The following is a 20,357-nucleotide window of genomic DNA, read 5'->3' as shown; positions in this document are numbered from 1 at the left end:
GTGCGCCCCACCGGGCACTTTTCCCGCTGTCGCCAAGCTCACGTATCACCAGCGTGGGCGGAGCTCTAAAATTTGAGTTACTTAACGGTAATTAGCGCCAGCATCACAGCGTCTTTGGAGCGTGAGAGACCTTGGCCGGATCGGCTGACTTCGACCTGTACCGCCCGTCCGAGGAGCACGACATGCTCCGCGACGCCGTCCGCTCCCTGGCCGAGGCGAAGATCTCGCCGTTCGCCACCGCGGTGGACGAGGAAGCCCGCTTCCCGCAGGAGGCCCACGACGCGCTGGTCGCCAACGACCTGCACGCCGTGCACGTGCCCGAGGAGTACGGCGGCGCCGGCGCCGACGCGCTCGCCACGGTCATCGTGATCGAGGAGGTGGCCCGCGTCTGCGCGTCCTCCTCCCTGATCCCGGCCGTGAACAAGCTGGGCTCCCTGCCGGTGATCATCTCCGGCTCCGAGGACCTGAAGAAGAAGTACATGTCGCCGCTCGCCAAGGGCGAGGGCATGTTCTCCTACTGCCTCTCCGAGCCGGACGCGGGCTCGGACGCGGCCGGCATGAAGACCAAGGCGGTCCGCGACGGCGACACCTACGTCCTCAACGGCGTCAAGCGCTGGATCACCAACGCGGGCGTCAGCGAGTACTACACGGTCATGGCCGTCACCGACCCCGCCAAGCGCTCCAAGGGCATCTCCGCCTTCGTGGTCGAGAAGGGCGACGAGGGCGTCTCCTTCGGCGCCCCGGAGAAGAAGCTCGGCATCAAGGGCTCCCCGACCCGCGAGGTCTACCTCGACAACGTCCGCATCCCCGCCGACCGCATGATCGGCGAGGAGGGCACCGGCTTCGCGACCGCGATGAAGACCCTGGACCACACCCGCATCACCATCGCCGCGCAGGCCCTCGGCATCGCCCAGGGCGCCCTGGACTACGCCAAGGGCTACGTCCAGGAGCGCAAGCAGTTTGGCAAGCCGATCGCCGACTTCCAGGGCATCCAGTTCATGCTCGCCGACATGGCCATGAAGATCTCGGCCGCCCGCGCCCTGACCTACCAGGCCGCGGCCGCCTCCCAGCGCGGCGACGCGGACCTGACCTACCTGGGCGCCGCCGCCAAGTGCTTCGCCTCGGACGTGGCCATGGACGTCACCACCGACGCCGTCCAGCTCCTCGGCGGCTACGGCTACACCCGTGACTACCCGCTGGAGCGCATGATGCGCGACGCGAAGATCACCCAGATCTACGAGGGCACCAACCAGGTCCAGCGCATCGTCATGGCGCGCAACCTGCCGTAGCGGAACGGACAACGGCCCCCGGCGCAGCTGCTGCCGGGGGCCGTTGTGCTGGGCGCTCAGTCCTCGATGCCCTCCGCCGCCCGCTTCTCCCGCAGTTCCTTGATGGCCCGGCGGCGGGCGAGGCGGTGGGTGCGGCGGATCTGGGCCTCCTGGTAGCGGCGGTTGTCCCGCTCCGTCTCCGGGAGGACCTGGGGGACCACGCGGGGCTTGCCGTCGGCGTCGACCGCGGCGAAGACCAGATAGGCCGAGCCGACCTGGGTGGGCGGGGTGGATTCGTTCCAGCGCTCCGCCAGGACCCGCACGCCCACCTCCATGGAGGTGCGGCCGGTCCAGTTGACCTGGGCCTTCACATGGACCAGGTCGCCGACCCGGACCGGCTCCAGGAACACCATCTCGTCCATGGACGCGGTCACCGCGGGGCCCCCGCTGTGCCGTCCGGCCACCGCGCCGGCGGCGTCGTCGACCAGTTTCATGATCACACCGCCGTGCACCGTGCCCAGCAGGTTGGTGTCGTTGTGGGTCATGATGTGGCTCAGCGTGGTGCGGGACGCGGACGTCGGCTTGCCCGGGATGTCCGGCGTGCCCGATTGCGTCGTGGGGACCTGGTGTGTCATGGCCTCCACCTTATGCCGAGGGACGAACCGGGGATTTTGTGTTGGGTTCGCAACAGCCGTGCCCCTATTTTCCGCCGACCCTTGTAAGACGCACAGCCGTTCCCTGCACACTGGGGCCCATGAACAACTGGCCCGAGGGATGGTCCGACGGAAACCGCGGTGGCGGCTACGGACACGGCAGCGCAGGCGCACAGCCGGATGGCGCACGCGTCATGCGGCAGGTCCGGCGCGGCCCGGCGGCGCCCGGCGGGGGCCAGTCGGCTCCGCCGTACGGTGTGCCGTCGCAGCAGCCGTACGACGATGGCCACGGCCAGGACGGCTATGACAGCGGCTACAACACCGGCCAGGTCTACGGCGGTGGTGGTGGCCAGGGGCGCGGCGGGGACATGTACGAGCCGCGGCCCGCGCCGAACTGGCGGCGCCGGATCAAGTGGACCGCGATCACGGTCGTCACCGTGTTCGTCGTCACCACCGTCGCCACCTACTTCTGGGCCGACTCCAAGCTCAACCGTGAGGTCGACCTGTCCAAGGTCATCGAGCGGCCGGAGGCGGGCGAGGGCACGAACTACCTGATCGTCGGCTCGGACAGCCGCGCCGGCATGTCCGCCGAGGAGAAGAAGAAGCTGCACACCGGGTCCGCCGAGGGCAAGCGCACCGACTCGATGATGATCCTGCACACCGGGGACAACGGCCCGACGCTGATCTCGCTGCCCCGTGACTCGGACGTGGAGATCCCCACCTTCGTGGGCTCGGAGTCCGGCAAGACCTACCCGGGCACGGGCCGGCACACCAAGCTGAACGCCGCCTACGCCGAGGACGGCCCCGAGCTGCTGGTGCGGACGGTCGAGTTCAACACCGGTCTGCACATCGACCACTACGTCGAGATCGGCTTCGCGGGCTTCGCGAACATCGTGGACGCGGTCGGCGGCGTGGAGATCGAGATTCCCAAGGGCGGCATCAAGGATTCCAAGTCCGGCGCCGACCTGGCGGAGGGCAAGCAGACCCTGAACGGCGAGGAGGCGCTCGCCTTCGTCCGTACCCGGTACGCGCTGGCCGGCTCCGACCTGGACCGTACGAAGAACCAGCAGAAGTTCCTCGCGGCGCTGGCCAACCAGGCCGCGACGCCGAGCACCGTGCTGAACCCCTTCAAGCTGTACCCGACGATGAGCGCCGGTCTGGACACGCTCATCGTGGACAAGGACATGGGGCTGTTCGACCTGGCGTCGATGTTCTGGGCGATGAAGGGTGTCACCGGCGGTGAGGGCAAGTCCATGAACATGCCGATCTCCGGATCCTCCGGCGGCAACCTCGTCTGGGACAAGGCGAAGGTGAAGACGCTGGTGGAGCAGTTGAACAACGACGAGAAGGTCACCGTCTCCGGGAACTGAGAGGTGTCGGGTCCGCCGGGCCGGTGAGCCCGGCGGACCGCTCCGTCAGATCCGGCCCACGACGAACCGCGGGTGCTTCTCCACCCGCCAGCCGCCCGCGTCGTGGCCGAGGTTCCGCACCACCAGCCGGGGGTCCCCGAAGGCGCCCTTGCCGCCGTTGAGGGCCTCCCAGACGCCCGCGTACCCGAAGCCGACGATGTCGGCGCTGCGGTCGCCGGTGAGGTCGGCGAGGAAGCGCGGGTGTTTCTCGGTCCGCCAGCCGCCCGCGTCGTGGCCGAAGTTCTCGACGACGAGCTGCGGGTCCTGGAAGGTGCCGTCGCCGTTGTTCAGCGCGGCCCAGACGCCCGCGTTTCCGAAGCCGACGATGTCGGCGCTGCGGTCGCCGGTGAGGTCGGCGAGGAAGCGCGGATGTTTCTCGGTCCGCCAGCCGCCCGCGTCGTAGCCGAAGTTCTCGACGACGAGCCGCGGGCTCTGGAACGTGCCGTCGCCGTTGTTGAGGGACACCCACACCCCGGCGTATCCGAACCCGACGATGTCCGCACGGCCGTCGCCGGTGAGGTCGGCGAGAAGGCGCGGATGCTTCTCCACCCGCCAACCGCCCGCCACGTAGCCGAAGTTCTCCACGACGAGCTCGGGACCCTGGAAGGTGCCGTCGCCGTTGCTCAACGACACCCAGACGCCCTTGTCGCCGAAGCCGACGATGTCCGCGCGGCGGTCGCCGGTGAGGTCGGCCAGGAAGCGCGGGTGCTTCTCCACCCGCCAACCGCCCGCGCTGTAGCCGAAGTTCGGCACCATGAGCTGTGGGGCGGCGAAGGTGGCGTTGCCCCGGTTCAGGGAGACCCAGGCGCCCGCCTCGCCGAAGCCGATGATGTCGGCGCGGCGGTCGCCCGTGAGGTCGGCGAGGAAGCGTGGGTGTTTCTCCACCCGCCATCCGCCCGCGTCGTAGCCGAAGTTCTCCACGACGAGCCGCGGAGCCTGGAAGGAGCCGCTGCCGTTGTTCAGGGAGACCCAGGCGCCCGCGTCGCCGAAGCCGATGATGTCGGCGCGGCGGTCGCCGGTGAGGTCGGCGAGCAGGCGCGGGTGTTTCTGCGTACGCCAACCGCCCGCCGAGTAGGCGAAGTTCTGGACCTTCAGCTTGGGTTCGGTGAAGGTGCCGTCGCCCTTGTTGAGCGCCACCCACACTCCGGCGTCGCCGAAGCCGGCGAGGTCCGCGCGGCCGTCGCCGGTGAGGTCCGTGCCGGACGGGGCGGGCTCGGGGTGGATCAGCGGGCTGGTGACGGCGCGGTGGGCGTTGACCCGGCCCCGGCCCAGCATCCCGGCGAAGCCCGGGTTGGCCCCGTCCACGTCGTCACAACTGCTCTCGACGATCCGGCGGACCTGGTCGCCGGTCAGTTCCAGGTTGCGGGACCAGACCAGGGCCGCGACGCCCGCGACATGCGGGCTCGCCATCGACGTGCCGTCCAGGAAGCGGTGGTTGCCGTTCAGGTACGTCGACCAGACGGTGACGCCCGGGGCGGACACGTCGACGTTCGTGCCGAAGTTGGAGAAGCCCGCCCGGCGGCCCGCCGAGTCCAGCGCGGCGACCGCGATGACCTCGGGGTACACGCCGGGGAACTGCGGCGTCACGTCGGTGTTGTTGTTGGCGTTGCCCGCGGCGAAGCAGATCACCACACCGGCGGCGACCGCGTCCTGGACGGCGGTGCGGATACCGGCGTGGTCGCCGTTGGCGCGCCAGCTGCAGTTGACGACATAGCGCCGGTCGCGATGGTTCAGGGACTGGCGGCGGACGTAGTCGATGGCGTCGGCGCGGTTCGGGTTCATGCCCGCGGTGAGGTTCACCCGCAGCGGCATCAGCCGGCAGTCCGGGGCCACGCCGATCACGCCCAGGTCGTTGTCGGCCGCGGCGATCGTCCCCGCGCAGTGGGTGCCGTGGCCGTCGCCGTCCTCCGGCACCGGGTCGCCCGCGTCGGAGAAGTCCCAGTCCTCGGCGCCCCGCGGCAGGATGTTCGCCGCGAGGTCGGGATGGTCGAGGTCGCAGCCGGTGTCGATGACGGCGACGATGACGTCCGGGTGGCCGCGGGTGTGGTCCCAGGCCTCGGTGACGCCGATGTCGACGCCCGCGGTGCCGGGGACGCCGTCGACGGTCTGCCCGGTGTTGCGCAGGCCCCACAGCCGCTCGAAGTCGGGCTCGTCGGGCAGATAGGGCTGTGCGTCGTGGAACCCGGCCTCGGACGGCTCGGCGAACCGGACCTCGTCGAGGGCGGAGAACTCCCTGATGGTCGCGAAGAGTTCGGCCCCCTCGGGGATCCGCAGGGTGTAGTACCCCGGGGTCCGCTGGGCGACGGCGACGCTGCTGCCGTGCTCGGCGATGATCCGCTCGGCGCGCTCCCGGTCGACGTCCGCGCGGAACCGTACGGTGAACTCGCCGGGCACGAAGTACCGGGACGCGCCGTGCTCGTCGATCATCACCGGGAGCGAGCCGAGGACGTCCGGCTCGTCGGTGAGGGCCGCCGCGTCCGTGTCGGCGGCCGGGTTCAGGTAGACCGCGGCGAAACCGCGGTCGAGGTTGTAGCCCTGGCTGACGGAGAGCAGTGGGCGGGCGGCGACCAGGCGGTCCACCGTCGCGCCCGTGGCGTCGGACGGCAGCCGGACCATGGCCTCGGTCCCGGACGGTCGGAAGTTCCGCAGGCCGCCGCCGGCCTTGTCGACGTAGCTGAGATCCGCCGGTTGGTCAGGTGTGCTCATGAGGTGCCCCCGTTGGCGCTCGTGAGGTGTCGCCCTGGGCCGCCGCCGCCGAGGCGGGGGCCGGCGACCGTGCGGGACCACCCTCCTCCTGCCCGCACGGGCCGCCTAGGCGAGCGACCGGGAAGGCGCACGAGATACGCCGAGCGGCCGACGGAGCGGGGCCGGGGCGACGTAGCGCGTCAGCGCTTGCGGCCCACGCCCCCGAAGTGCGTGACCTCGACGATCTCGGCGTCCGGGGTGTCGGGGCGCCAGCGGGAGCAGGAGACGATGCCGGGCTCCAGCAGCTCCACGCCCTCGAAGAGCCGGACCAGGTCGGCGCGGCTGCGCAGGGTCATGGCGGCCGAGCCCTGGCTGTTCCAGTACTCCACCGCCGTCTTCATCGCCTCGCCGTCCACCTCGGTGGTGGGGTGGGACACGACCAGGTAGGAGCCCGCGGGGACGGCGTCGAGCAGGCGGCGGACGATGGCTGCGGCCTCGTCGGTGTCCAGGACGAAGTTCAGGATGCCCAGCATGGTGATGGCGACCGGCTGAGTGAGGTCCAGGGTGCGGGCCGCGCCCGCGAGGATCGCCTCCGGGTCGTGGACGTCGGCCTCGATGTAGTCGGTGGCGCCCTCCTTCGCGCTGGTGAGCAGGGCGTGCGCGTGGGTGAGGACGAGCGGGTCGTTGTCGACGTAGACGATCCGCGCGTCCGGGGCGACGCGCTGGGCGACCTCGTGGGTGTTGTCGGCGGTGGGCAGGCCGGTGCCGATGTCCAGGAACTGGCGTATGCCCCGCTCCCCGGCGAGATGGCGGACGGCGCGGGCGAGGAACTGGCGGTCGGCGACGGCGGAGCGGGGCAGGGCCGGCACGAACGACAGGATCTGGTCGCCGACCTCCTCGTCCACCGGGTAGTGGTCCTTGCCGCCCAGCCAGTAGTTCCAGATCCGCGCCGAGTGGGAGACGTCGGTGCGCAGCCGCGCGGTGCGGGCCACGCCCTCGTCGTCGGGCGATGGCGTGGTGAGGTCGGACATGGGTCTGGTCTCCTTCGGGCGCGAGCGGTCTGACTCCGCTCCAAAGTAGACACAACTCGGCCAGCGTGGCGGGTACTTGACCAAGCTTCAGGAGACGACGCAGGCCTCCCGCCGGGCCCGTGCTACCCGCACACCACCTCGTCCCCCCGCACCACCCCGGACTCCGCCCGCGGCGGCTCCGCCGCCCGGACCTTGCGCACCTGCTTGAAGTCCGACCCCGCGATCACCTTCAGCGTCGGACCCAGTCCCTTCACCGCCCGCAGCTCGCTGCCCGGCAGCGCCGCGGCCAGGGACCTGGCCGAGCGGTCCCAGCGGGGGTCGTAGGCCACCACCGTCCGCCGTACCGTCCGCTCCGCCGCGTTCACCGGCGCCCGGCTGGTGCGGAAGCCGGTCGCCGCGAGGGCGGAGTCCATGCGTTTGCCGAGGCCCGCCGTGGACGTCCCGTTCTCCACCTGGACCCGGATCTGCTCCGGCGCGACGGCCACCTTCACCGCGGCGCTCCTCGGCGCCGGCCGGTGCGCGGCCAGCGGCTTGTCGTCCCGCAGTGCCTTGAAGAGCCGCTGGGACTTCGTGGCGTCCCAGCGCAGCGTGGAGCCCACGCCCTTCACGGCGTATCCCATCTGCCCGATCGGCACCGTGGTGAACTCCGACGAGGAGGGGGAGAAGTTCCGCATCGCCCGGCCCAGATCCAGCAGCTCGTCCGTGCCGAAGCCCTTGTCCGCCCGCACCGACCCCAGCACCGCCCGGGTCACGTCCCGGAACTTCATCGGGTTCAGCAGGATCCCGGACGAGGTCGCCCGCTCCACCAGCGCGGCCAGGAACCGCTGCTGGCGCTGCATCCGCCCGAGGTCGGAGGCCCCGTCGACATGCCGGGCGCGCACGTACTGCAGGGCCTCCCCGCCGTTCAGGGCGTGCGTGCCCGCCGGGAGGTCGAGGCCGGTGTACGAGTCCTTCAGCGGCTGAGCCGTGCAGACCTTCACCCCGCCGAGCACGTCCACCGTCTTCATGAAGCTCGTGAAGTCGACCTCCAGATAGTGGTCGATCTTCACCCGCGTCATCGACTCCACCGTCCGCACCGTCAGCTGCGGCCCGCCCTCCGCGTACGCCGCGTTCAGCTTCAGCGGATGCCCGTGGTGTCGCTCACCGCTCACCTCGTCGAGATGCGCCGGAGTCATCGCGTACGAGTCCCGCGGCAGGCTCACCACACTCGCCCGCTCCCGGTCCTCCGAGATGTGCACGATCATGATCGTGTCGGTGCAGTGGCAGGGCGCCCCGCCCAGCCGGTACTCGCGCCGCTGCGCCTCCGAGATCCGGTCCCGTCCGTCCGTGCCGACCAGCAGCACGTTCATCCCGTGCCCGGCCCGCGGCCGGTTCTTCATGTCCTTGAACGGGTCGACCCGCGCGATGTCCGCGTCCAGGCCGGTCAGCACCGCGTGCCCGATCCCGGCGGACGCCAGCACCACCACCGACAGCGTGGTCACCGCCCGCATGGCCCAGCGTGGCTTCTTCCGCCGGACGGGGGGCCGGGGGCGTCGTTGCGGAGGTCTGGCGGGGGAGCGGGGCGGCGTGGGCATGGGGGACACCTCCGCGAGGGCCGTACGTGGGATCTTGAGCACCGTAGGCCCATACGATCTGTGGCCCGGGGCACCGCCCCGGGCGGGGCGCACCGGTGTCCCCCGTTCGCGGTAACGTGAGCCCCCTATGAACGCCAATCCCGACGTGCAGCTCCCCGCCGTGTCCGTCATCATGCCCGTCCTCAACGAGGAGCGGCATCTGCGCGGAGCAGTCCAAGCGATCCTCGCGCAGGAGTACGCCGGCGAGATGGAGGTCGTGATCGCCCTCGGTCCGTCCACGGACCGTACGGACGAGATCGCGGCCCAGCTCGTCGCCGAGGACTCCCGCGTCCACACGGTCCCGAACCCCACCGGCCGTACGCCCGCCGCGCTCAACGCCGCGATCAAGGCGTCCCGCCACCCGATCGTGGTCCGGGTCGACGGTCACGGCATGCTCTCGCCGAACTACATCACCACCGCCGTGCGGCTCCTGGAGGAGACCGGCGCGCAGAACGTGGGCGGCATCATGCACGCCGAGGGCGAGAACGACTGGGAGCACGCGGTCGCCGCCGCGATGACGTCGAAGATCGGCGTCGGCAACGCCGTCTTCCACACCGGTGGCCGGGCGGGCGAGGCCGAGACCGTCTACCTCGGCGTCTTCCGGCGCGAGGCGCTGGAGCGGCAGGGCGGCTACAACGTCGAGTTCATCCGCGCCCAGGACTGGGAGCTGAATTTCCGGATCCGCGAGGCGGGCGGGCTGATCTGGTTCTCGCCCGAGCTGAAGGTGTCGTACCGGCCCCGCCCCTCCATGCGCGCCCTCGCCAAGCAGTACAAGGACTACGGCCGCTGGCGGCATGTCGTCGCCCGCTACCACGAGGGCTCCATCAACCTGCGCTACCTCGCCCCGCCGACCGCGGTGTGCGCGATCGCGGCGGGCCTGCTCGTGGGCGTGCTGCTGAACCCGCTGGGCCTGGTGATCCCCGGCGGCTATCTCGCGGCGATCGTCCTGGGCTCGGTCCCGGCGGGCAAGGGCCTGCCGCTGAAGGCGCGGCTCCAGATCCCGGTGGCCCTCGCCACCATGCACATGTCCTGGGGCTGGGGCTTCCTGACCAGCCCCCGCTCCCTGGCCCGCAAGGTCATCGCCTCCCGCCGCCCCGCCGTGGTCACCACCGGAAGCTGACCACGGCACCCGTCGAACCCGGCCCGCCCCCTAGAAGGTGAAGGCCGGGTTCACGTGCATACAGGCGTCCTCGTCGGCGCCGTTGAGGGCCTTGTCGGCGTCGGGCAGCTTGTCGTCCCGCTTCGGCGCCTTGTACGCCGTACCCTCGCGCCAGTCGGCGCCGACAACGAGCGTCACCCCCGTGACCTCCGTCGAGCGCTTCACTGAACTCAGCGGAATCCCCAGGGACTTGGCGACCCGCTGGGCGTCGCCCTCCAGCTCCGCGCTCGGGTAGCGGACGACCGTACGGTCCTCGCTCAGCACCACCGAGCCGTCCGCGGCGGCCAGTGCGAAGCCCTGGTCGACGAGCAGGCCCGCGACCGTGCTCGCCCGGCCGCCCGCCGGGGCCAGGGTGTCGGTGCGGGTGCCGTTCTGGACCTGGACGCCGAGCTCGGCGTCGGGCGCCGCCGGATCGTCGGAGAGCTTCTCCTCGGCCTTCGCCTTCTTCTTGTCCTTGCCGTCCAGCGCGATGTCCTCGCGCACCAGCCGGAACAGCTGCTCGGCGTCCTCGGTGGGCTCCACCTGCACGCCCACGTACCGGTTCGGCATCGTGGTCATGGTGATGCGCTTCGGGTCCACCTTCCGCAGCTCGTTGCTGAGGTCGAACAGCTTCTTGACGTCGTCCAGACCCGGGTCGACGGTGAGCGCGTCGGTGGCCTCCTCGGCGAGCCGGCGCAGCTTCATCGGGCTGCTCAGGGTGGCGTTCTCACGCAGCTCGCGGACCATCGAGGTCATGTACATGTGCTGCGCCTTGGCCCGGGCGAGGTCGCTGCCGTCCTCGAAGCCGTAGCGGGTGCGCAGCCACTGCAGGGCCTGCTCGCCCTTGATCGGGTGCGTGCCCTCCTCCAGCTTCAGACCGGAGCCGTGGCCCTGGCTGTCGCGCGACTCGATGTTGGCGTCCACGCACACCGGGACGCCGCCGATGGCGTCCGCCATCGACACCACGCCCGCGAAGTCGACCATGATGAAGTGGTCGATGTGGATGCCGGTGAGCTCCTGCCAGGTCGCCACCGTGCAGCCCGGACCGCCGTGCCGCAGGCTCTGGTTCGTCGCCACCCGCCCGTCGCTCGCCGGGTACACCTCATCGTCGTCCGGGTCGGTGCACTTGGGGATCTGCACGAGGGTGTCGCGCGGCATGCTGATGACCGACATGTTGGAGCGGTCGGCCGACAGGTGCAGCAGCATCTGCACGTCCGCCCGCGGCGGCGTACCGAAGGTCTCCCTGGCGCCGCCGAGCTTCTGGTTCTCCTCGGTGTCCCGCGCGTCGGAGCCGATGAGCAGGATGTTCAGCGGCGTCTGCCCGGCGGCGTTCGGCGTCGGCTTCGCAACCTTGTTGTCCCCCAGGTTCAGGTCGTCGTGCTTGATGTTGCCGTTCAGATGGCGGTAGTAGAGGTACCCGGCACCGGCCGTCCCCACTATCAGCACCGCGAGCACGGTCGCGGACCATTTCATGAACCGCCGCCCGCGCCCCGGCCGCCCTCTGCGGCGACCGCCCATGCCTTCCCCGCCGTCGACCGTCCCCGCGCCGCCCCCCTCGGCGACCGGAGCGGCCTCCCGCACGCTGCTCTGCATCACTTACCGTCCCTCCCCACCCTTGCCGGTCGAACCGCCCCACCCGCGCGCCATGGAACGGGGCCTGTCGTACGTCATGTCAGAAGACGTTCGACAGGCCCGTCAGGTCGCCTCAGAGGTTCAACCGGCGCATTGGACCTTGTCAGCCGTCGACTTCTCCACGTTCGGCGTCTTCACCGAGGAGGAGTCGAGCTTCACGCCCGCGCCCTTGAAGTCCTTGCCCAGGATCAACGTCATCGTCGGCAGACCCTGGGAGTTGAGCTCGCTCTCGCCGGGCTTCATCGCGGAACCGGACAGACCCATGATCTCCGCCAGCCGGCGTGCCTGAGCTGCCTGGTCAGGAGCGTACTCCAGGGTCGTCTTCGCCTGTTCCGCCCCCGCGTTGCCCGCGTTCTCGGACTTGGTCACGCCCTCCTGCGTCTGGAGATACGTGAGCTGGTCCTGGGCGCTGCCGGACTCCGCGCCGCCGTTGAGGACGCGTACCCGCACCTCGGAGGCGTCCGCCTTGGTGCCCTTGAGACGGGCGGCGACGGCGGCCTTCTCCTTCTTCTGCTGCGCCTTGACCTCCGTGAACGACACATCGTTCTTGATCATGTCGAAGACCTGGGGCGCATTCTCGTTCGGGACGACCGTCGCCTTGATGACCTCGGCCGGGTTGTCCTTGACCGGGACCGTCGTGAAGGTGATGTTCTTCGGCGGCACCTTCTTCAGCTCCAGGGCCACGTCCTTGAGCGTGGTGGCCTTCCCGATGGCCTTGTCCACGGTCAGCGCCTCGGTGGCGGCCTCGGCCAGCTTTATCAGCTTCTTGGGGTTGGTCAGGGTGTCGCTGGAGGACATCTTGCGCATCAGCGAGCCCAGGAACTGCTGCTGCACCTTGATGCGGTCCAGGTCGCTGCTGTTGCTGTACGCCTTGCGGGTGCGGACGAAGGCGAGCGCCTCCTCGCCCTCGATCTTCGACTCGCCCTCGGGCAGGTCGAGTTTGGACTTGTCGTCCTTGATGGGGCGGTTCAGGCACACCGTGACCCCGTCCACGGCCGTCGTCAGGGTCTTCACGGCGTTGAAGTCGACCATCATGAAGTGGTCGGGCTGGATGCCGCTGAACGCCTTGACCGTGTTCATGGTGCAGCCGGGATCCCGCTCGCTCTCCCCGAGGCTGCGATTGAAGCGCACGCCCTGAAGGCCGGGGATGGCCTTCTCGGTGCCGTCCTCCAGCTTCGTCGTGCACTCCGGGATGTCGACGACCATGTCGCGCGGAATGCTCATCGCGGTGGCGTTCGACCGGTCCTTGGCGACGTGCAGCAGGATCGTGGTGTCCGCGTGCCCGACGCTGTTCTTGTCGCCGTAGCCCTCATTGCCCTCACCGGTGCGCCGGTCGGTGCCGATGATCAGGATGTTGAAGGCCTCGTCCTTGCGGAAGTTGCTCGCGCCCGCGTCACCGACGTCGATCGTGTCGACGTTGCCTTCCAGGTGCCGGAGGTAGAGGTAACCGCCGGTGGCGACGGCGACCAGCACCAGCGCCATGGAGCCGCCGGTCCACAGCAGCACCTTCTTGGCCTTCGACTTCGGCTTCCCGGGCCGGTGTCCGCGCCGCCCCGGCAACGGCTCCTCGGGCGCGCCCCGCCGTCGGCGCGGCGGTGGAACGTCGCGGCCGGGGGCGGTGGGCTCGGCCGTGGTGGCGCCTGGGCGGCTGCGGGGGCCGGGGACGGGGGACTGCCGGGGTCTCGGTGATTGCGGTGCGGAAGGGCTCAGTCGCAATTCGTATTCGCCGGTGTTCGGATTGAGTACCCATTGGTCTGCGGGGTCGATGTTCTCCGACCGCCCACGGCCTGCGTCCACGGTTGTCCGAATCCTCCGTCGGGAAGGCGCCGCGCGGGAAAACGCCGCACGGCCCGATGCACCGGATCGCTCACACTATCCGCACACTTCGGCGTCGAGGGACGGCGGTGAGAAATTCCACGTGCGTACAACCGATTCCGGTGTCCCTACAAGCGGTCAATTCGTTCCATTTCCCTGAACGAAGCGGTCGCGTTCCCTGAACTGACCGGTCAGGTCAGGTCACTTGGCGCACTCGACCTGATCCGCGGTGGACTTGTCCACGCCCTCGGGAGTCTTGCCCGACGACGACCCGGTGAGCGGGACCCCGGCACCCTTGAAGTCCTTGCCCAGGGTGAGCGTCATCGTGGGCAGCCCCTGGGAATTGGTGACGCTCTCGCCGGGCTTCATCGCGGCCCCGGAAAGACCCAGGATGTCCGCCAGCCGCCGTGCCTGGTCGGCCTGTTCGGGCGCGTACTCCAGGGTCGTCTTCGCCAGGGCTTCCGGAGCGTTGCCCGCGTTCTCGGACTTGGTGACGCCCTCCTCGGTCTGGAGCCAGGTCAGCGTGTCCTGGGCGCTGCCGGACTCCGCGCCGCCGTTGAGGATGCGCACGCGCACCTCGGAGGCGTCCGCCTTGGTGCCCTTGAGGCGGGCGGCGACGGCGGCCTTCTCCTTCTTCTTCTGTGCCTTGACCTCCGTGAACGACACATCGTTCTTGATCATGTCGAACACTTCGGGGGCGGTCGTCTCGTTGACGACGACGGTCGCCTTCACTGTCTCGGCCGGGTTGTCGATCACCGGAACCGTGGTGAACGTCAGGTTCTCGGTGTTGAGCTTGCCCAGCTCAAGACCGAGGTCCTTCAGCTTGCCGATGCTGTCGAGCGTGGAGTCGACGGTGAGCGCCTCGGTGCCCGCCTCCGCCAGCTTCACCATCTTGGTCGGGCTGGTGAGGGTGTCGTTGGACTTCAGCTTGCGCATCAGCGAGCCGAGGAACTGCTGCTGGATGCCGATCCGGCTCAGGTCGCCGCCGAAGCCCACCGAGTGCCGGGTGCGCACGAAGGCCAGCGCCTGCTCGCCCTCGATGGTGTGGGTGCCCTTGGACAGCTTCAGATGCGAGTCGGGGTCGTCGATGTCCTTCGCCAGGCACACCTCGACCCCGCCGACCGCGCTGGTCAGCGTCTTGACCGCGTTGAAGTCGGCGACCAGGAAGTTGTCCGGGGTGATCCCGGTCAGCTCCGTCACCGTCCGCATGGTGCAGCTGGGCGTACGGCCGCTCTGGCCGAGGCTGGTGTTGAAGCGGACGCCGGTGGACCCGGCGATGACCTCCTTGGACCCGTCCTCCTGCGTCGTGGGACAGTCCGGGATGTCGACGATCAGGTCCCGGGGGATGCTCAGCGCGGTGGCGTTCGACCGGTCCTTGGAGACATGCAGCAGGATCGTGGTGTCGGCGTGGCCGGCGCTGTTCTTGTCGCCGTAGCCCTCGTTGCCGGAGCCGGTGCGCTTGTCCGTGCCGATCAGCAGGATGTTGATGGCCTGGTCCTTCTTGAAGCCACCCGTGCTCGCGCCGTCGTCCGGGACGGAGTCGATGTTGTCGTTGAGGTGCTCCAGGTAGAGATACCCGGCGCCGGCGGTGGCGATCAGCAGAAAGGCCATGGACCCGCCGGTCCACAACAGGAACTTCTTGACCTTGGACTTCTTCTCCGGCCGCCGTCCGCGCCGGGTCGGCAGGGGCTCCTCGGGCACGCCGCGCCGCCGCCGCGGCGGCGGGACATCACGTCCGGGACGCGGCTCGCGCACGGGCGTCGCCGTGCGGGAGGCGGTTCTGCGGGGGCCGCGGGGGCCCGGCACGGCCGACTGCGCTGCGGAAGGGCCCAGTCGCAGTTCGTATTCACCGGTGTTCGGGTTGAGTACCCACTGGTCTGCGGGATCGATGTTGTCCGCCCGCCCACGGCCTTGCGCGTCCACGATTGTCCGAATCCTCCGTCGGGGCCACGCGGCGCCTTCCCCCTTCAGGCGCTCGGTCTCGGTCAAACAGTGCGCGACCAGGAGGCCGGGTGCACCGGGTCGCTCACACTAGCCGCCCTCTTCGGCGTCGAGCGACGCCGGTGACATTTTCCACGCCCCTACAACCGGGCATTACGGAGCATTTCCCTGAACAGGGGTTCGTCGCCCCGGTGAGCCTTGGTGAGCGCTTTACTCGCAGGTGCGCTGGGCGGCGGTGTTCCCGCGAAACGTGGGGGCGGGGGAGTCGGGGTCGCGAGCGGGGCCCTTTTGACTGACTTCGACGGGCGTGTCGGTCCGCAGCCGCTCGAACAGCCTTTCTGCCTCGGGCTCGATCAGCTGGTCGCGATTGGAGTTGTAGACATACGACTCCCGGGGAACGGTCAGAAATTGCACACGTTCGGTGGGGATGTCGCGCACGCCACGGACGAGCTGGTACAAGCCTCGCAAACTGGCAAGATCCGGATCGGTGGTCAGGGAGGACGTGGCGGCGTCGAGCAGGGGATAGAGCCGCACCGGATTCAGCAGTACGTCATTGCTCTGCACCTTGTTGACCAGCGCACCGAGGAATCGCTGCTGCCGGTCCATCCGGTCGGTGTCACTTCCGTTCCCGAGCGACTTGCGGGCCCGCACGAAACCGAGGGCCTGTTCCCCGTCGAGCGTCACGCGCCCGGCGGGAAGCCGGAGTTTGGCGGCCTTGTCATTGATGGGCGACTTCAGGCACACCTCGACCCCGCCCACGGCGTCGACCATGTCCTTGAACCCACGGAAGTCGACGACCATGTGATGGTCGATCCGCACGCCGGTGAGTTTCTCGACGGTACGGATGCTGCACGCCGAACCGCCCATCTCGAAGGCGTAGTTGAACATGGCGAACATCGGCTCGGAACGGCTGCCGTCGGGCCGTAGACAGGCGGGCACGTCCACCATCAGATCCCGGGGGAGGGAGACGGCGGTGGCGCTGCGCCGGCCGGCCGCCAGATGCAACAGGATCGTGGTGTCGGACCGCTCGGTCCCGGAGTCCCGCCCGTAGCGCCGGTTCTCGTCGCCGGACCGGGAGTCGGACCCGATGAGCAGGATGTTCTGGGCGTTCTTGACCAGCGAGGTCGGCCGCTCTCCCTCGTACCGGGCCAGCTCCTCGGCGGCCGCGCTGTCCGGGGTGATGTTCCCGTCGAGCTTCACGTACACGGCCCACCCGGCCACCACCGCCCCCAGCACCACCACCCCGACGCCCGCCCCGACCCCCCGGACCCACCGCCTCCTCCGCCGTCGTATCAGCCCCACCCCACTGGCCCGGGCTCCACCAACAGTCTTCGTCACGTCTACGTCCACCCCTCATGGCGCGCGGGCGTGTGTCTGCCTGGTCTCGCTTACGACGATGACGTGGATGGCGGGTGGGGGGTGAGCGGTGGTGGGCCGAATGGGGGACGGGAGGGGTGGGGGCGGGGTGGAGGGAAGGGCGGGGCGGGGGTGGGGGCGGCGAAGCGGGCCGCGCGGCGATCGACCTGGTCAGCGCGCCGTGGTCGACCTGGTCGGCGCGCCACGATCGACTTGGTCAGCGGGCCACGGTCGTGACCCGCTCGCTCTCGATCCGCTTGGCCAGCGCCTCCTCGTCCAGTGCCCCGAGGTTCCGGCACAGCACCACCGAGCCGCCGGTGGCCAGCGCCCCGTACAGCCCGGCGTTGAGCCCCTCCCAGGTGTCGTACCCGAGCCCGGACAGGATCCGGGAGCCGGGGCCGGTCAGCCCCAGCCCCGTCGCCTCGTCCCGTGCCCGCTCCACGACCTCCGCCCCGGTGAACTCCCGCCCGGCGACGATCAGCGCCGGCTCCTCGGGGTCCACCGGCGAGAACGGTGCGAACCGGTCCCCCTGGGACGGGACCTCCACCGCGTAGTCCGCGAACCCGGCCGGCGGCTGCGGGAAACGCCCGCCCAGCGGACGCAGCGCGAGCGCCACCCGCTCGCCGCCGCACGCGCGGGCCGCGTCCAGGCTGTCGGGACCGCTCACCACGACATCGGCCGCCGCCGCGTCCCCGTCGACGTCCGCCAGTACGCCCACGGACGAACAGGCCAGCAGCCACACGGCCGTCTGCCAGTGCGCGGGCAGCAGCAGGGCCACCCGGTCGCCGGGTCCGGCGCCCAGATCCCCTTGGAGCAGATTCGCGGTCTTGGCCACCCAATTGGCGAAGGTGGCCACGGACAGTTCGACACGCTCCCCGGTGGCATCGTCGTAGAAGGTCACCAGGGGACGCCCGGGATCCGCGGCAAGCGCGGAACGCAGCAGGTCGGCAGGGGTGCGATCGGTGGAATTCACCCGAGTCAGCGTACGCGCGCCCGGCCTCGCGCACTCCTCGCGCCCACCACCGGTTCGGCCGAACACCGCCCGACGCCCCGTCAACTCCCCAATGGACAGATTTGTATGACTATGTCCAACATCAGGGGCATGCGTGGATTGCTTGCTTCTTCGATCGGTGTCACCTGTGCGGCCGCTCTCATGCTTCCGCTGACCCCATCCGCCGTCGCGGCGAACACAAGACCCGCGCCGACGGCGGATGCGGCCACGAGAGCCGGCGACAGACCGGCCCCGGGCCACACCGAGTCCTTCCCCCTGGCTCCGCTGAACCGGAACAGGGCCACCCCCGCGGCACCCGAACAGGGCCTGCCACCCAAGGACGTACGCCGCTTCTCGCTCGTCGGCGTCGTCTGGGACAACCCCGACACCGAACTCCACGGCCGGGTCCAGGTCCGTACCCGGGCGACCGCGACCGGCGCCTGGTCCGGCTGGCAGGACGTGGAGACCCACAACGCCGAACACGGCGCCGACCCGGGCACGGCGGAACGCGCCTCGGGCCGGGTCCGCGGCGCCACGGCCCCGCTGTGGGTCGGCGACTCCGACGGAGTGGAGGTGCGCGTCAAGGCCGAGCCGTCGGAGTCGGCGGGGCTCCCCACCCTCCCCACGGGCCTGCGCCTGGAACTGATCGACCCCGGCGAGGAGGCGCCGCCCCAGCCGATGACCCGCGCCGACGCCCCGGCCAACAACCTCACCGCGGAAGCGGCGGCCGCCTCGGCCGTCAACGCGGAACTGGCCCCCCTGGGCGCCCTGGAGATCCCGGCCCTGACGGCCGAGGAGACCCGCCGCGAACTGCTCGCCGTGGGCGACACGGAACTCGCGGCGGAGCAGCAGGCGAGGCCGTACATCGGCCCGCGCCCCCGCATCGTCACCCGCCGCGGCTGGGGCGCGAGCGAGTCATGGCGGGAGCGGAAGTTCGTCTACACGAAGAAGGTGAAGGCGGCCTTCGTCCACCACACGGCGTCCGGCAACGGGTACTCCTGCGCGCAGGCACCCTCCGCCATCCGCGGTATCTACCGCTACCACGTGGTGAGCATGGGCTGGCGGGACATCGGCTACAACTTCGTCGTCGACAAGTGCGGAAACATCTACGAGGGGCGTGCCGGTGGCGTGGCCAAGCCGGTCCTCGGCGCCCACACCCTCGGTTTCAACACGCACAGCATGGGGATCGCCCTCCTCGGCAGCCACGCCTCGGCCAAGCCGTCGGCCGCCGCCGTGAAGGCCGTGGCCCGGCTCACGGCCTGGAAACTCGGTCTCTTCGGCGCCAATCCGCGAGGAAGGACATACCTGAAGTCCGGAGGTGGCAATCTCTACGCAAAAGGTAGGAACGTACGACTGAATGTGATCTCCGGCCACCGTGACGGTTTCGCCACGGAGTGCCCGGGCTGGCAGATGTACCGCAAGCTCGGCAGCGCACGGACGAAGGCGGCGGAACTCCAGGGCCGCTGACGGGCGTCGCTGACGCCGGACGAACACATGCACCGCCATCGGGGGAAAGGCGGATCAATGACGGACTCCGCACCGCCGTCGAGGGCGCCAGACACGGTCTGGACACAACGGTCTGCATACACTGACCGGCCGAAAGACAGTTCGGCCGGTCCCGGCAGGAAGCGGAGACAACAGGTGACAGAAGCGATCCTCCTGGTCGGCGGCAAGGGCACACGGCTGCGTCCGCTCACCGTGCACACGCCCAAGCCCATGGTCCCGGCGGCCGGGGTCCCCTTCCTCACGCACCAGCTGGCGAGAGCGAGAGCGGCGGGCGTGGACCACATCGTGCTCGCGACCTCCTACCTGGCCGAGGTCTTCGAGCCGTACTTCGGGGACGGCGCCGCGCTGGGCCTGCACATCGAGTACGTCACCGAGGAGGAGCCGCTCGGCACGGGCGGCGCCATCCGCAACGTGGCCTCCCGCCTCCACTCGGCTCCCGACGACCCGGTACTCATCTTCAACGGCGACATCCTGACGGGGCTCGACATCAGGGCGCTGGTGGAAACGCACCAGCGCACGGCCGCGGACATCTCCCTCCACCTGACGAAGGTGACGGACCCGAGGGCGTACGGCCTGGTCCCCACGGACGAGACGGGCCGGGTGACGGCGTTCCTGGAGAAGCCGCAGACTCCCGAGGAAATCGTCACGGACCAGATCAACGCGGGCGCGTACGTCTTCCGCCGCTCGGTCATCGACACGATCCCGACGGGCCGCCCGGTCTCGGTGGAACGAGAGACGTTCCCGGACCTCCTCTCCGCCGGGGCTCACCTACAGGGCATGGTGGATTCCACCTACTGGCTCGACCTGGGCACCCCGGCGGCCTTCGTACGAGGTTCCGCGGACTTGGTGCTGGGCCGAGCCCCGTCCCCCGCAGTGCCGGGCCGCTGCGGCGACCGCCTGATCCTCCCCACGGCACGGGTGGCCCCCGACGCGAAACTGTCGGGCGGCACGGTGGTGGGCGAGGGGGCGTTCGTGGCGGAGGGCGCCAGGGTCTTCGGCAGCACGATCCTCCCCGGCGCGGTCATCGAACCCGGCGCGGTCATCACCGACTCCATGATCGGCACGAGGGCCCGGGTGGGCGAACGCTCCATCCTCACGGGCACGGTCATAGGCGACGACGCCACGGTAGGCGCCGAGAACGAACTCACCGACGGCGCCCGAGTCTGGTGCAACGCCCAAATCCCCGCCAGATCCCTCCGCTTCTCCCCGGACCAGTAGGGCTTGAGCGCCGTCCCCGGGAAAGGGGGACGGCGCCTTCTGTCGAGCGACATCCAGCGGCTCGCAGAAGTATCGACCCCGATCCCCCCGCACCCGCTTTT

Annotated in this window: 14 protein-coding genes; 5 read left to right on the top strand and 9 right to left on the bottom strand. The window is 70.1% G+C overall.

The genetic code is table 11. From position 1 onward, the window contains the following. Positions 1 to 131 precede the first annotated feature (131 nt). Positions 132 to 1,289 carry an acyl-CoA dehydrogenase family protein gene (locus STRCI_RS17000; protein WP_269659800.1) on the top strand — a complete coding sequence of 386 codons (1,158 nt, stop codon included), beginning with the start codon at positions 132 to 134 and terminating at the stop codon, positions 1,287 to 1,289. Positions 1,290 to 1,345: 56 nt separating this feature from the next. Here STRCI_RS17000 and STRCI_RS16995 read toward each other — a convergent pair whose 3' ends face one another. Beyond that, positions 1,346 to 1,903, bottom strand: coding sequence for an acyl-CoA thioesterase (locus STRCI_RS16995; protein WP_269659799.1), 558 nt, complete (start codon positions 1,901 to 1,903; stop codon positions 1,346 to 1,348). Between the two features lie 119 nt (positions 1,904 to 2,022). On the opposite strand from STRCI_RS16995, the gene STRCI_RS16990 reads away from it, so the two are divergent. Then, positions 2,023 to 3,291 carry an LCP family protein gene (locus STRCI_RS16990; RefSeq protein ID WP_269659798.1) on the top strand — a complete coding sequence of 423 codons (1,269 nt, stop codon included), beginning with the start codon at positions 2,023 to 2,025 and terminating at the stop codon, positions 3,289 to 3,291. A 45-nt stretch (positions 3,292 to 3,336) separates the two neighbouring features. Here STRCI_RS16990 and STRCI_RS16985 read toward each other — a convergent pair whose 3' ends face one another. From STRCI_RS16985 to STRCI_RS16975, 3 genes are all read right to left on the bottom strand, one after another. After that, entirely contained in the window at positions 3,337 to 6,036 is a 2,700-nt protein-coding gene (locus STRCI_RS16985; RefSeq protein WP_269659797.1) for a S8 family serine peptidase, read from the bottom strand. A 179-nt stretch (positions 6,037 to 6,215) separates the two neighbouring features. Beyond that, complete coding sequence (locus STRCI_RS16980) at positions 6,216 to 7,046, bottom strand: SAM-dependent methyltransferase (RefSeq protein WP_269659796.1); 831 nt, start codon at positions 7,044 to 7,046, stop codon at positions 6,216 to 6,218. A gap of 122 nt (positions 7,047 to 7,168) precedes the next feature. Further along, a complete protein-coding gene (locus STRCI_RS16975; RefSeq protein WP_472926749.1) occupies positions 7,169 to 8,620 on the bottom strand; it encodes an LCP family protein in 1,452 nt (483 codons plus the stop codon). A 127-nt stretch (positions 8,621 to 8,747) separates the two neighbouring features. On the opposite strand from STRCI_RS16975, the gene STRCI_RS16970 reads away from it, so the two are divergent. Next, positions 8,748 to 9,779: a glycosyltransferase family 2 protein gene (locus STRCI_RS16970; RefSeq protein WP_269659794.1), complete on the top strand. Its 1,032-nt coding sequence runs from the start codon at positions 8,748 to 8,750 to the stop codon at positions 9,777 to 9,779. 30 nt (positions 9,780 to 9,809) lie between these two features. Here the strand turns inward: STRCI_RS16970 and STRCI_RS16965 are convergent, their stop codons facing one another. From STRCI_RS16965 to STRCI_RS16945, 5 genes are all read right to left on the bottom strand, one after another. Beyond that, the gene (locus tag STRCI_RS16965; protein WP_418953346.1) at positions 9,810 to 11,390 is read right to left on the bottom strand and encodes an LCP family protein; all 1,581 of its coding nucleotides are present in this window, start codon (positions 11,388 to 11,390) and stop codon (positions 9,810 to 9,812) included. A 120-nt stretch (positions 11,391 to 11,510) separates the two neighbouring features. Then, positions 11,511 to 13,226, bottom strand: coding sequence for an LCP family protein (locus STRCI_RS16960; RefSeq protein ID WP_269659793.1), 1,716 nt, complete (start codon positions 13,224 to 13,226; stop codon positions 11,511 to 11,513). Positions 13,227 to 13,445: 219 nt separating this feature from the next. Continuing rightward, positions 13,446 to 15,167: an LCP family protein gene (locus STRCI_RS16955; protein WP_269659792.1), complete on the bottom strand. Its 1,722-nt coding sequence runs from the start codon at positions 15,165 to 15,167 to the stop codon at positions 13,446 to 13,448. Positions 15,168 to 15,395: 228 nt separating this feature from the next. Further along, positions 15,396 to 16,523, bottom strand: coding sequence for an LCP family protein (locus STRCI_RS16950; RefSeq protein ID WP_269659791.1), 1,128 nt, complete (start codon positions 16,521 to 16,523; stop codon positions 15,396 to 15,398). A 235-nt stretch (positions 16,524 to 16,758) separates the two neighbouring features. After that, positions 16,759 to 17,514, bottom strand: a complete 756-nt coding sequence (locus tag STRCI_RS16945; protein WP_269659790.1) for a TIGR03089 family protein — start codon at positions 17,512 to 17,514, stop codon at positions 16,759 to 16,761. A 129-nt stretch (positions 17,515 to 17,643) separates the two neighbouring features. Between STRCI_RS16945 and STRCI_RS16940 the strand changes: the two genes are divergently transcribed. Together STRCI_RS16940 and manB are read left to right on the top strand one after the other, a co-directional pair. Further along, a complete protein-coding gene (locus STRCI_RS16940) occupies positions 17,644 to 18,999 on the top strand; it encodes a peptidoglycan recognition protein family protein (protein WP_269659789.1) in 1,356 nt (451 codons plus the stop codon). A 174-nt stretch (positions 19,000 to 19,173) separates the two neighbouring features. Beyond that, positions 19,174 to 20,256, top strand: a complete 1,083-nt coding sequence (gene manB, locus STRCI_RS16935; protein ID WP_269659788.1) for a mannose-1-phosphate guanylyltransferase — start codon at positions 19,174 to 19,176, stop codon at positions 20,254 to 20,256. The last annotated feature ends 101 nt before the right edge of the window (positions 20,257 to 20,357 follow it).

The organism is Streptomyces cinnabarinus (assembly GCF_027270315.1).
Lineage (GTDB): Bacteria > Actinomycetota > Actinomycetes > Streptomycetales > Streptomycetaceae > Streptomyces > Streptomyces cinnabarinus.
The sequence above is the reverse complement of the archived record's forward strand: the minus strand, read 5'-3'. Positions and strand labels throughout refer to the sequence as shown.

Coding starts and splice junctions, on each gene's coding strand:
- STRCI_RS16970 (WP_269659794.1), top strand. CDS start 8,748: ATGAACGCCAATCCCGACGTGCAGCTCCCCGCCGTGTCCGTCATCATG.
- STRCI_RS16995 (WP_269659799.1), bottom strand. CDS start 1,903: ATGACACACCAGGTCCCCACGACGCAATCGGGCACGCCGGACATCCCG.
- STRCI_RS16965 (WP_418953346.1), bottom strand. CDS start 11,390: ATGCAGAGCAGCGTGCGGGAGGCCGCTCCGGTCGCCGAGGGGGGCGGC.
- STRCI_RS16940 (WP_269659789.1), top strand. CDS start 17,644: ATGCGTGGATTGCTTGCTTCTTCGATCGGTGTCACCTGTGCGGCCGCT.
- STRCI_RS16990 (WP_269659798.1), top strand. CDS start 2,023: ATGAACAACTGGCCCGAGGGATGGTCCGACGGAAACCGCGGTGGCGGC.
- STRCI_RS16985 (WP_269659797.1), bottom strand. CDS start 6,036: ATGAGCACACCTGACCAACCGGCGGATCTCAGCTACGTCGACAAGGCC.
- STRCI_RS16975 (WP_472926749.1), bottom strand. CDS start 8,620: ATGCCCACGCCGCCCCGCTCCCCCGCCAGACCTCCGCAACGACGCCCC.
- STRCI_RS16980 (WP_269659796.1), bottom strand. CDS start 7,046: ATGTCCGACCTCACCACGCCATCGCCCGACGACGAGGGCGTGGCCCGC.